The sequence below is a fragment of the Kitasatospora sp. NPDC059577 genome (genome assembly GCF_042735475.1).
Classification (GTDB): domain Bacteria; phylum Actinomycetota; class Actinomycetes; order Streptomycetales; family Streptomycetaceae; genus Kitasatospora.
Genome location: NZ_JBHWBZ010000009.1, coordinates 104,799 through 116,467, shown reverse-complemented (window position 1 = coordinate 116,467; position 11,669 = coordinate 104,799). Strand labels below are relative to the sequence as shown.

13 protein-coding genes are annotated in these 11,669 nt (G+C 72.8%); 9 read left to right on the top strand and 4 right to left on the bottom strand.

The window, feature by feature from the left end:
- Positions 1-58: 58 nt before the first annotated feature.
- The 7 genes from clpS (at position 59) to ACFV0O_RS11165 (ending at position 5,105) form a co-directional block, all read left to right on the top strand.
- On the top strand, positions 59-352 hold the full coding sequence (clpS, locus tag ACFV0O_RS11195) for an ATP-dependent Clp protease adapter ClpS (RefSeq protein ID WP_360253397.1): 294 nt from the start codon (positions 59-61) through the stop codon (positions 350-352).
- 55 nt (positions 353-407) lie between these two features.
- Positions 408-983 carry a DUF2017 domain-containing protein gene (locus ACFV0O_RS11190; protein ID WP_380339399.1) on the top strand — a complete coding sequence of 192 codons (576 nt, stop codon included), beginning with the start codon at positions 408-410 and terminating at the stop codon, positions 981-983.
- A 380-nt stretch (positions 984-1,363) separates the two neighbouring features.
- Complete coding sequence (locus tag ACFV0O_RS11185; RefSeq protein WP_380339396.1) at positions 1,364-2,806, top strand: amino acid permease; 1,443 nt, start codon at positions 1,364-1,366, stop codon at positions 2,804-2,806.
- Between the two features lie 156 nt (positions 2,807-2,962).
- On the top strand, positions 2,963-3,394 hold the full coding sequence (locus ACFV0O_RS11180; protein WP_360253391.1) for a M67 family metallopeptidase: 432 nt from the start codon (positions 2,963-2,965) through the stop codon (positions 3,392-3,394).
- Positions 3,395-3,532: 138 nt separating this feature from the next.
- Positions 3,533-3,652: a putative leader peptide gene (locus tag ACFV0O_RS11175; RefSeq protein WP_317621128.1), complete on the top strand. Its 120-nt coding sequence runs from the start codon at positions 3,533-3,535 to the stop codon at positions 3,650-3,652.
- Between the two features lie 118 nt (positions 3,653-3,770).
- Positions 3,771-4,049 (top strand): MoaD/ThiS family protein, encoded by a 279-nt coding sequence (locus ACFV0O_RS11170; RefSeq protein WP_350514862.1) that lies wholly within the window; start codon positions 3,771-3,773, stop codon positions 4,047-4,049.
- Between the two features lie 87 nt (positions 4,050-4,136).
- Positions 4,137-5,105, top strand: a complete 969-nt coding sequence (locus tag ACFV0O_RS11165) for a cysteine synthase (RefSeq protein WP_360253389.1) — start codon at positions 4,137-4,139, stop codon at positions 5,103-5,105.
- A 70-nt stretch (positions 5,106-5,175) separates the two neighbouring features.
- Here ACFV0O_RS11165 and ACFV0O_RS11160 read toward each other — a convergent pair whose 3' ends face one another.
- The gene (locus ACFV0O_RS11160) at positions 5,176-5,625 is read right to left on the bottom strand and encodes a type II toxin-antitoxin system PemK/MazF family toxin (protein ID WP_380339513.1); all 450 of its coding nucleotides are present in this window, start codon (positions 5,623-5,625) and stop codon (positions 5,176-5,178) included.
- 221 nt (positions 5,626-5,846) lie between these two features.
- On the opposite strand from ACFV0O_RS11160, the gene ACFV0O_RS11155 reads away from it, so the two are divergent.
- Together ACFV0O_RS11155 and ACFV0O_RS11150 are read left to right on the top strand one after the other, a co-directional pair.
- On the top strand, positions 5,847-6,038 hold the full coding sequence (locus ACFV0O_RS11155; protein ID WP_380339392.1) for a MarR family transcriptional regulator: 192 nt from the start codon (positions 5,847-5,849) through the stop codon (positions 6,036-6,038).
- Positions 6,039-6,245: 207 nt separating this feature from the next.
- Positions 6,246-6,992, top strand: a complete 747-nt coding sequence (locus ACFV0O_RS11150) for an MBL fold metallo-hydrolase (RefSeq protein ID WP_360253385.1) — start codon at positions 6,246-6,248, stop codon at positions 6,990-6,992.
- A gap of 396 nt (positions 6,993-7,388) precedes the next feature.
- Here ACFV0O_RS11150 and ACFV0O_RS11145 read toward each other — a convergent pair whose 3' ends face one another.
- The 3 genes from ACFV0O_RS11145 to ACFV0O_RS11135 form a co-directional block, all read right to left on the bottom strand.
- Positions 7,389-8,675: an LLM class flavin-dependent oxidoreductase gene (locus tag ACFV0O_RS11145; RefSeq protein WP_360253383.1), complete on the bottom strand. Its 1,287-nt coding sequence runs from the start codon at positions 8,673-8,675 to the stop codon at positions 7,389-7,391.
- Positions 8,672-9,820, bottom strand: a complete 1,149-nt coding sequence (locus ACFV0O_RS11140; RefSeq protein ID WP_380339387.1) for an LLM class flavin-dependent oxidoreductase — start codon at positions 9,818-9,820, stop codon at positions 8,672-8,674. Before ACFV0O_RS11140 ends, ACFV0O_RS11145 begins: the two co-directional genes overlap by 4 nt.
- 403 nt (positions 9,821-10,223) lie before the next feature.
- Positions 10,224-11,495 (bottom strand): PTS transporter subunit EIIC, encoded by a 1,272-nt coding sequence (locus tag ACFV0O_RS11135; protein ID WP_360253379.1) that lies wholly within the window; start codon positions 11,493-11,495, stop codon positions 10,224-10,226.
- Positions 11,496-11,669 lie beyond the last annotated feature (174 nt).

Here is an 11,669-nt window from a genome sequence, read left to right as displayed (position 1 = left end):
GGATGGCAGCATGGGGCGTGAGGAGCAACGGACGAACGTGCAGCGAGGAGGACCCGGCGTGAGTGTCGCGCCCGCGGAGATCGAGCGCCCCGAGGTCGAAGGTCTGCCGGTGGCAGAGCCGGACACGCCCTGGGTGACCATCGTGCACAACGACGCGGTCAACCTGATGAGCTATGTCCAGTACGTCTTCCAGGCCTACTTCGGCTACCCGAAGGACAAGGCCCGGAAGCTGATGATGGACGTCCACACCAAGGGGCGGGCGGTGGTCTCCAGCGGTTCCCGCGAGGAGATGGAGCGCGACGTCCAGGCGATGCACGGCTACGGCCTCTGGGCGACGCTCCAGCACGACTGACGCCGGACCGCCGGCCGTATGACCGAAGACGACGAAGACGGGCTGACCGATACAGATGGCTGGGTTGTTCGAGAGCACCGGCGGTGGCGGCGCGACGATCGCGCTGGACGAGTGGGAGGCCTCCATCCTCCGCTCGCTGGAAGTGCAGTTGCTGGAGCTGATCGGCCCCGGCCCGGGCGGTGGCGACGGCGACCCGCTGGCCGCGCTGTTCGCCGAGGGGCCGACCGAGGCGCCCGCCGACCCGGTGCTGGCCCGGTTCTTCCCGGACGCCTACGGGGACCCGGAGAAGCCGGATGACGACGACGAGGCCGCGGCCGCGTCCGGCGAGTTCCGCCGCTTCACCGAGCTGGACCTGCGGGCCCGCAAGCGGGACGACGCACTGTTCGTCGTCCGGGCGCTGGACGGCCTCGGCGGCGACGGGGTGCTCAAGCTGGGCACCCCCGACTGCCCGCGCTGGCTGGGCGCGTTGAACGACCTGCGGCTGGCCCTCGGCGTCCGGCTGGAGGTCACCGAGGACGACGAGGAGGGCCTCTACGAGCTGCCGGACGGCGACGAGCGCAAGCCGCTGGTGATGGCGTACCTGTGGCTGGGGGCGCTGCAGGAGTCGCTACTGGAGGCGATGGTCGACTGAACGGCGCCGACTGAACGGCGCCGACTGAACGGCGCCGACTGAACGGTGTCGGCCGGGCGGTGCGGGCCGGGTGTCGCGGGTCGGGCGGCCGGTCCGGTGGGCGGCTCCGACCCGGTGAACGGAGCCTGAACCCGGGCGTATCACCGGATGAACGTGGAGCGGCCGGCCCGCTCCCGTTCGCGTTTCCGGGGCGATCGTGCCCGGTTTCGGGCAGGCCCCGGCGATTTCGTCCAGGATGTGGACGATCCGCCGGGGCTTTTCCGTGCAAAATGGGGCAGATCATACCAGGTCATGCTCAAATATCGCTCAGATGAACACCGCTGTCCGGACGGCCCGTGGTACGACTTCTCCACTCCCGAGACCGACCAGGACGGTGCACCATGGCCGAGAAGTTGTACGACCACGTGGTCGACACCAAGCCGGACGAGGAGGGCTACGAGCGGGGACTCGGCAGCCGCCAGATCCAGATGATCGCGATCGGCGGAGCGATCGGCACCGGGCTCTTCCTCGGCGCCGGCACCGCGATCTCCAAGTCCGGCCCGAGCCTGATCCTCTCCTACGCCGTCGCCGGCGTGGTGATCTTCGCGATCATGCGCGCCCTCGGTGAACTCCTCACCTACCGCCCGGTGTCCGGCAGCTTCGCCGAGTACGCGCGGGAGTTCCTCGGCCCCTTCGCCGGCTACGTGACCGGCTGGACGTACTGGTTGTTCTGGGTCGTCACCGGCATGGCCGAGACCACCGCAGCCGCCGTGTACGTGAAGTTCTGGGCGCCCGGCATACCCCAGTGGGCCAGCGCTCTGACCTTCCTGGTCGTCCTCTACGCGGCCAACCTGATCTCGGTGAAGCTGTTCGGCGAGATCGAGTTCTGGTTCTCCATGGTCAAGGTCACCGCCATCATCGGCATGATCCTGATCGGCGTCGGGGTGCTCACCCTGGGCTTCAGCAAGGCCGGTGACACCGCGTCGATCTCCCACCTGTGGCAGGACGGCGGCTTCTTCCCCAAGGGCATCGGCTCCACCGTGATGACCCTCCAGATCGTCATGTTCGCCTACCTCGGCGTCGAACTCGTCGGCGTCACCGCGGGCGAGAGCGAGAACCCCGAGAAGACCCTCCCGCGCGCCATCAACACGCTGCCCTGGCGCATCGCGCTGTTCTACATCGGCGCCCTGGTCGTCATCCTCTCGCTCGTGCCGTGGACCGAATTCCAGCCCGGCGTCAGCCCGTTCGTCGCCGCCTTCGGCAAGATCGGCATCCCGGCCGCGGCCGGCATCATCAACTTCGTGGTGCTCACCGCCGCGCTCTCCTCCTGCAACTCCGGGATGTACTCCACCGGTCGCATGCTGCGCGACCTCGCCCTGCGCGGCCAGGCCCCGGGGCGGCTCACCGCGCTCAACTCCCGCCGCACCCCCGCCTTCGCGATCACCGTCTCCTGTCTGCTGATGGGCGCCGGCGTGGTGCTCAACTACCTCGTCCCCGCGCGGGCGTTCGAGTACATCACCTCGGTCGCCACCGTCTGCGGCCTGTGGACCTGGGCGATGATCCTGATCTCCCAGATCCGCTACCGCCGGGCCTGGAAGGCCGGCCGCCTGCCCGCGCCCGGCTTCAAGTCGCCCGGCGGCGCCTGGGTCAGCTGGGCCGCGCTCGCCTTCCTCGCCCTCGTCGTGGTGCTGATCGGCCTGGACGAGGACAACCGGATCTCGCTCTACGTCTTCCCCGGCTGGGCCGTGGTGCTGGTCATCGGCTACCGCTTCCTCCAGCGCCGCAACCCGCAGGCCGTCAACGGCCCCGCCCACGATCACCCGCACGCGGAGGACGTCGCCTGAGCCCGGGCTCCGCAGGGCCCGGGACCGGACGCACGGCGGGACCGCACGTGCACCGGGACCGGCCCGCGGACGGCCGTCGACCGCGCCTCGGACACCCGTCGACCGCGCCTCGGACGCCCCGGCGGACACCCGCCGGGGCGTGGCTATCCTGACCGCATGCTGACCATCACCCGAGAGATCCGCGACCGGATCGTGGCCCACGCCCGCGCCGACCACCCGGACGAGGCCTGCGGCGTGGTCGCCGGACCGGCCGGCACCGGACGGCCCGAGCGGTTCGTCCCGATGCTCAACGCCGCCCGCTCGCCCACCTTCTACGAGTTCGACTCGGGCGACCTGCTCAAGCTCTACCGCGAGATGGACGACCGCGACGAGGAGCCGGTGATCGTCTACCACTCGCACACCGCGACCGAGGCCTACCCGTCGCGGACCGACGTGAGCTACGCCTCCGAACCGTTCGCCCACTACGTCCTGGTCTCCACCGCCGACGGCAACGGCGAGGACGACGCCTACCAGTTCCGCTCGTTCCGCATCGTGGACGGCGAGATCACAGAGGAAGACGTCGAGGTCGTCGAGGCCCACCCGGCCTGACCGGCACCCGCCCGGACGCGGCCCGCCGACCCCGGCGAAGGGACGGCGGGCCCGCCGCGTCTCAGCACTGGGGACGAGAACATCCGGATCCCGAGACGGGCATGTCGGAGCGGGCCCGGGAATCTATACGATGAGCCCATGCGTTCCGTCGATGTGAGCAACCAGGCCCCGGGCACCCGCCTCGTGGCGCGCCTGCACATCGACCTGTGCCGGCACGCCGGCGCGATCTGTCCAGGCACGCCCGCGCGCTCGCGCTGAGAGCCGCCGCACCCCGCCCGGGCCCGCCGCCCCTCCGGCGCCGCCGCGCCCGGGCACCCGTCCGCCCTGCCGCGTCCGCTGCGGCCCACCACTCCACGACTCGCACAGGAGCGCACCCATGGCCATCGAGGTCCGCATCCCGACCATCCTCCGCACCTACACCGACGGCGCCAAGGCCGTCGAGGGCAACGGCAGCAACCTCGGGGAACTCTTCACCGACCTCGACGCCCGCCACCCGGGCATCGCCGCCCGCCTCGTCGACGGCGGCGAGCTGCGCCGCTTCGTCAACGTCTACCTGAACGACGAGGACGTCCGGTTCCTGGAGGGCATCTCCACCGCCCTCGCCGACGGCGACAGCGTCACCATCCTGCCCGCCGTGGCCGGCGGCGCCCGCTGACCTCCCGGTTCCCCCGCCACCGGCGGGGGAACCACCCCGCGACCCTCACCGCCGTGTGACCCTCACCGCCGTGGCCGGAGGCCTCCCTTGCGTTACGACAGTCCGCTCGAAGCCGTCGGCAACACCCCGCTGGTCCGCCTGCCCCGGCTGTCCGCCGCCGTCCCCGGCAACACCGGGGGCCTGGTCACCCTCTGGGCCAAGCTGGAGGACCGCAACCCGACCGGCTCGATCAAGGACCGCCCGGCGCTGCACATGATCGAGCGCGCCGAGGCCGAGGGCCGGCTCACCCCGGGCTGCACCATCCTGGAACCCACCAGTGGCAACACCGGCATCTCGCTCGCCATGGCCGCCAAGCTCAAGGGCTACCGGATGGTCTGCGTGATGCCCGAGAACACCAGCGAGGAACGGCGCGAGCTGCTCCGCATGTGGGGCGCCGAGATCATCCCCTCCCCGGCCGCCGGCGGCTCCAACACCGCCGTCCGGATCGCCAAGGAGATCGCCGCCGAGCACCCCGACTGGGTGATGCTCTACCAGTACGGCAACCCCGACAACGCGGGCGCCCACTACACCGGCACCGGCCCCGAGATCCTCGCCGACCTGCCGACCGTCACCCACTTCGTGGCCGGCCTCGGCACCACCGGCACCCTGATGGGCGTCGGCCGCTACCTGCGCGAGAAGGTCCCCGGCGTGAAGATCGTCGCCGCCGAACCGCGCTACGACGACCTGGTGTACGGGCTGCGCAACCTCGACGAGGGCTTCGTCCCCGAGCTGTACGACGCCGAGGTGCTCACCACCCGCTTCTCGGTCGGCTCCGCGGACGCCGTCCGCCGCACCCGCGAACTCCTGAAGCAGGAAGGCATCTTCGCGGGCGTCTCCACCGGCGCCATCCTGCACGCGGCGATCGGCGTCGGCCGCAAGGCGGCGGCCGCGGGAGAGCGCGCGGACATCGTCTTCGTGGTCGCCGACGGCGGCTGGAAGTACCTGTCCACCGGCATCTACACCGCCGAGTCCACCGAGGCGGCCGTCGAGGCGCTGCAGGGCCAGCTCTGGGCCTAGGCCCGATGCCGGACCCAGCAGCCGGCTGACGGGCGGCTGGTCCGGCCGGGGCCCTCGGCCCTGTCCGGCCCTAGTTCAGCACCTGCCGGGCCCGGGACCACACCTGCCGGTCCACCGTGCCCGCCCGGCGGCGGAACGCCGACAGCGGGACCTCCCGCAGCTCGTCGGTCTCCAGCCAGCTGGTCCGGCCCTGCCGGTCGCCCACCGAACCGGGCGGCAGCGGCAGCACGCCCGGGCGCTCGGCGTGGTGCTTGCTGGTGATCTTCGCGACGGTCGCGGTCCGGCCCCGCACCCGCAGCACCAGGCACGGGCGGTCCTTCGACCCGGGGCCGTCCTCGAACGGCACCTCCGCCCACCAGATCTCCTGCGGCTCGGGGCGGGACCGGGTGCTCGGGCGCGGTCGCGGGCCGGTCGGACCCGCCGGGCGGGGGGCCGGGCGGGTCCGCCGCACCAGCACCGCCGCGACGGCCGCCAGCAGCGCGATGCCGGCCAGCGCCAGGACGACCCAGGTACCAGTCATGCCGTTCATGCGGCGAACCGTACCGGGCCGGGGGTGCGCGCCACCACCGTGACGGCTGTGACGGTTGAGCACGTGTCCGCGCTTTGCTCCCGGTTCGTCACGGAACCGCCACCGTGCCCGTTCCGCGCCGGATGTCCGGCCGCACCCCGGAAGGCTGCGTCACGAACGTCCGCCCCGTCCCCCCGGAGGTGCCCCGTGCGTGAGCGAAGCGAGGTGGGTGCATGAGCCGTAGCGCCGAACTGTGGTCCTACGCCGAGATCGCCCGCCACATCGACGTCCGCCCCGAGACCGTCCGCAGCTACCGGCGGCACGGGCTGCTGCCCGGCCCCGACGCGACCGACGCCGCCGGCCACCCCCGCTGGTACCCCGACACCATCCGCGCCTGGGCCCGCAACCGCCCCGGGCACCGCTGAGCCCACCCCGGCCCCGGCCCCCGCTCCCGTCCCCGGCGTTCTGGTGATTCCAGCCACAGCCCGGCACGGGGACGGGGGCAAAGTGCCGCTCCACCCTTACCCTCGACACACCAATGCAGTGCTACCGGCCGGTTCACCGGCCCGGCCTGCCGTTTTCCATGCCGTTTTCCAGCAGCAGCCAGGACGTGTCGGGGCGGAGGGGCTCGGATGAAACTGACCGTGGTGGGGTGCTCGGGGAGCTTCCCGTCCGCCGACTCGCCCTGCTCCAGCTACCTCGTCGAGGCCGACGGCTACCGCCTCGTCCTCGACCTCGGCAACGGAGCCCTCGGCGCCCTGCAGAAGTACACCGGCCTCTACGACGTCGACGCCGTCCTGCTCAGCCACCTGCACGCCGACCACTGCGTCGACCTGTGCGCCTACTGGGTGGCCCGCAACTACCGCGCCGGTGGCTGCCCCGAACTGCTCCCCGTGTACGGCCCGGCCGGCACCGCCGAGCGACTCGCCCGTGCCTACGACATGCCGGAGAACCCCGGCATGAAGGAGGTCTTCGAGTTCCGCACCCTCACCCCCGGCAGCTTCGACCTCGGCCCCTTCCGGGTCGAGGTCGCCCAGGTCAACCACCCGGTCGACGCCTTCGCCTTCCGGCTCGAACACGACGGTCGCTCGATCGTGTACAGCGGCGACACCGGCGAGAGCGCCGCACTCGTCGAACTCGCCCGCGACGCCGACCTCTTCCTCTGCGAGGCCGCGTACATCGACGGCCGTGACACCTACCGGGCCGTCCACCTCAACGGACGCGAAGCCGGCGAGCACGCCACCGCCGCCGGTGCCCGCCGACTCGTCCTCACCCACATCCCCCCGTGGACCGACGCCGAGCACAACCGCCGCGACGCGGCCGCCGCCTACGCCGGGCCGGTCGAGATCGCCCGCGCGGGTGCGGTGTACGAGGTCTGACCGGGCACGGGACCGCCCCGGGCACGGAGCCCCGTCGGGTACGGAGCGCCCCGTCGGGCCTGCGCCCGGCGGCCGGGCGCGGTCCGCAGGGGCACGCCACCGGCGTCCGCCGGTGCCGGTGCTGCGGATCGACGTCCGTCACGGCCGCCCGGTAGGCCTCCCGCAGCCGGGCGGTGACCGGGCACGGAGGCGCGGCCAGGGCGGCGCGGGCAGGGCGCGGCCCGTCCGGCCGGCGGCCCGGACGCCACCCGAACCCGGACCGGCGGACAGCGGTATGACGGAGCGTCGACCCACCGTGCCGCGGCGCCCGCCCCTGGCGCGGGGAGCCGCTTCCGGGCCGGCGTGCACGCGGCGCGGGTGGGTCCCGGGACCGGGCGCCGGGGCCGGGGGCGGGGCTCAGCGCTGCCCGGGGACGGGCAGTCCGAGGTGGTCGCGCAGGGTCGGGCCGGTGTAGTCGGTGCGGAAGACCCCGCGTTCCTGGAGCAGTGGCACCACCCGGTCGACGAACTCGTCCAGGCCGCCCGGGGTGAGGTGCGGGACGAGGATGAAGCCGTCGGCCGCGTCGTTCTGCACGAAGTGGTCGATCCGTGCGGCGACGGTGGCCGGGGAGCCGACGAAGGACTGCCGGCCGGTCACCTCGATCACCAGTTCGCGGCTGGTCAGCCGCTTCTCCGCCGCGATCGCCCGCCAGCGTCGGGCGACGGCCAGCGGGTCGCCGAACCGGACCCGGCCCTGGACCAGCGCGCTGTCCGGGTCGGGGTCGACGTCCGGCAGCGGTCCGTCCGGGTCGTGGCCGGACAGGTCGACGCCCCAGACCTGCTCCAGGAAGGCGATCGCGGTCTGCGGTCCGACCTGGGCCAGCCGGACCTCGGCGGCGCGTTCGGCCGCCTCGGCGTCGGTGTCGCCGAGGACGAAGGTGGCCCCGGGCATGATCTTCAGTTCGTCCGGCTTGCGCCCGTACGCGGCGAGCCGGCGCTTGACGTCCGCGTGGAAGGCCTGGCCGGCGGCGAGGGTGGAGTGCACGGTGAAGACCACGTCGGCGGTGGCGGCGGCGAACTCCCTGCCCTCGGCGGAGTCCCCGGCCTGGATCACCACCGGGTGGCCCTGCGGCGGCCGCGGCAGCGAGAGCCGGCCCTCGACCTCGAACTGCGGGCCGCGGTGCCGGACGCCCTCCGCCCCGGCGTCCCAGAACTCCCTTGCCAGCTGCACGAACTCGGCGGCCCTGGTGTAGCGGTCGGCGCGGTCCAGGTAGCCGCCGCGGCGGAAGTTCTCCCCGGTGAAGGCGTCCGAGGAGGTGACCACGTTCCAGGCCGCGCGGCCGCCGGAGAGGTGGTCCAAGGAGGCGAAGCGGCGGGCCAGTTCGTACGGTTCGTTGAAGGTCGCGTTGACGGTGGCGGCCAGCCCGATCCGCTCGGTGACGGCGGCGAGCGCGTTCAGCACGGTGATCGACTCGGGGCGGCCGACCACGTCCAAGTCGTGGACGAGTCCCTTGTGCTCGCGCAGCCGCAGGCCCTCGGCGAGGAAGAAGTAGTCGAACTTCCCGCGCTCGGCGGTCCGGGCGAGGTGGCGGAAGGAGTCGAACTCGATGTGGCTGCCGGAGGCCGGGTCGCTCCACACCGTGGTGTTGTTGACGCCGGGGAAGTGCGCGGCGAGGTGGATCTGCTTGAGCGGGCGGTCCGTCATCGGGTCACCTCGGCGAGCGCGGGGGAAGCGGCGGGAACGGGCGCGGCGGCGGGCGCGAGGGAGGAGGGGAGGGTGCTGTAGTGGCCGGCCGGGCGGTCCAGTCCGAGGTGGTCGCGCAGGGTGCGGCCGGTGTACGCGGGGCGCAGCAGGCCGGCGGCGCGCAGGGCGGGGGCGATCCGGTCGGCCAGGGCGGTCAGGTCGCGCAGCGGGTCGGCGGGGACGAGGTGGAAGCCGTCGACGCCGGTCCCGGTCGCGGTGAGTTCGGCGAGCAGTCGCTCCTCGGCGGCGCGGTCGGTCCCGGCCGTCCCGGCGTCGCCGTCGCTGCCGTCGCTGCCGGTGGTGTCGGTGGTGTCGGTGATTCCGGTGGTGCCGACGGGCAGGGCGGCGTCGAGCCGGGCGAGGATCCGCAGGCTCTCGCCGGCGCGCAGCCGCAGCTCGGTGGCGGCGCTGAGCCGGGTCGCCCGGTCGGGGGCGTCGAGCAGGACGACGTCGGCGTGCCGGATCGCGGCGGCGACCCGGGCGCGCCCGCCGGGGGAGGCGTCCGGTGCGAGGTCGGACGCGGACACCGGCAGCACGACCACCGGGCGGCCCTGCGGCGGGCGCGGGGTGATGGACGGGCCGCGGACCGAGAAGTGGCGGCCTTCGAAGTCGACGTAGTGCAGCTTGTCGCGGTCGACGAACCGTCCGGTGGCGGTGTCGCGGATCTCCGCGTCGTCCTCCCAGCTGTCCCAGAGCCGGGCGGCGACCTCGACGGCGTCGGCGGCCTCGGCCCACAGCTCGTCGGCGGGGGCGACCGGGCGGCGGCCGAAGGCCTTGGCCTCGGTGTCGGTCGCGGAGACGCCGACCAGCCAGCCGGCCCGGCCCTTGCTCACCCAGTCCAGGGTGTTGACCGAGATCGAGGTGTGGAACGGTTCGGTGTGGGTGGTGGTGACGGTCGGCACCAGCCCGACCCGGCCGGTCAGCGGGGCGATCCGGGCGAGGGTGGCGAGCGCGTCGGGGCGGCCCGGCTCGGGGGTGAACGAGTCGTCGAGGGTGACGAAGTCCAGGGTGGCCCGTTCGGCGAGGCCGGCGAGGGCGGCGTAGTGCCCGGCGTCGAAGCGGCCGGGGCTGTCGAGGGCGGCGGACAGGTGGAGCTGGCGGGGCATGGTGAGCCTGACTTTCCTCGTGCGGAGGCGTGCGCGCAGGGGCCGGCCCGTACGGGGTCGGTGGTGCGCGGAGGCCCGCGGGTGCGCGGTGACGGCCCGCGGGCGGGCGCCGGGACGGGCGGCGGGGGAGGAACGGCGCCGGGCGGGACGTCAGCCGGGCGGCGGGGGAACGGTCGGCTCAGCCGCGACACGCCGCGGACCACACACGACCGAAGTCGATGTGGCTGCGGGTGACCAGCGGGCAGGTGGCGTTCACCGTTTCAGTTGACCAGGGGTTCCGTCGGTTCGTCAACCGCCGTTTCCGTGGGCCGGGCCCGCCCGGGAACGCCGGAGGGCCCCCCCGGGCGCGGGGGGGGGGGGGGGGGGGGGGCGGGGGGGGGCCTTCGAAGGGGTGGCGCGGACGTCAGGCCTTGGTGACGTCCTCGATCTCGTCGTCGTCCTCGCGACCGGGGGTCTTGAGGTTGAACTTGGTGATCGCGAAGCGGAAGAGGAAGTAGTACAGGGCGGCGAAGACCAGGCCGATCGGGATGATCAGCCACGGCTTGGTGGCCAGGTTCCAGTTGAGGCCGTAGTCGATCAGACCGGCCGAGAAGCCGAAGCCGTCGTGCACGCCCAGGCCCCAGGTGACGGCCATCGAGAGGCCGGTGAGCAGCGCGTGGATCAGGTAGAGCACCGGGGCGATGAACATGAACGAGAACTCGATCGGCTCGGTGACACCGGTGACGAAGCTGGTGAGCGCGACGGAGATCATCATGCCGAGGACGGCCTTGCGGCGCTCGGGGCGCGCGGCGTGGGCGATGGCCAGGGCGGCGGCCGGGAGGCCGAACATCATGATCGGGAAGAAGCCCGACATGAACTGGCCCGCGGTCGGGTCGTTGTGGAAGAAGCGCGGGATGTCGCCGGTCCAGGTGTGGCCCGAGGCGTCCGTGAAGCTGCCGACCTGCTGCTGGAAGAAGGTGTTCAGGAACTGGTGCATGCCGACCGGGATCAGCGCGCGGTTGGCGACGCCGTAGATGCCGGAGCCGGCGGCGCCGAGGCCGGTCAGCCAGTCGCTGGCGTTGGTCAGGCCGGTGCCGATCGGGCCCCAGAGCAGGCCCATGACGACGCCGAGCAGGGTGCCGACGAAGGCCATGATGATCGGCACGAGGCGGCGGCCGTTGAAGAAGCCGAGCCAGTCGACCAGCTTCTTGCGGTGGAACCGCTGCCAGATCATGGCGCTGAGCAGACCGACGACGATGCCGCCGAAGACGCCCGGGTTCTGCGGCTTGCCGGCCGGCAGCGCCTCGGTGACGGTGCCGTCCATCGGGAAGACGGTCAGCACGTTGTGGAAGACCAGGTAGCCGACGAGGGCCGCGAGCGCGGTCGAACCGTCGGCCTTCTTGGCGAAGCCGATGGCGACACCGACGCAGAACAGCAGCGGCAGGTTGGTGAACACGGCGTCACCGGCGGTGGCGAAGACCTCCGCGACCTTCCCCCAGCCGAGCCCGTCCTTGCCGAAGACGTCGGGCTGGCCGAGCCGGAGCAGGATGCCGGCGGCCGGGAGGACGGCGACCGGCAGCTGGAGGCTGCGGCCGATCTTCTGCAGACCCTGGAGGAGGCTCTGGCCGAACTTCTTGGCGGGGCTTGGCGTGGCCGGAGCCGTGGCGGGCGCCGGTGCCTGCGCAGACTGACTCATGGGGGTGGGTTCCTTACGGCATGGCGGTCGGTCGGGGGAGGGCACAGGGGGCCGAACCGCGAACTGGTCTACACCACGGGTGGTGTAGACCAGTTTTGTAGCACGGGTGGAGAAGGGGGGGAACCCTGGAAAGGGCCGTCGCCCGGAAGCGCTATGAAATCGAAACCTACCTGC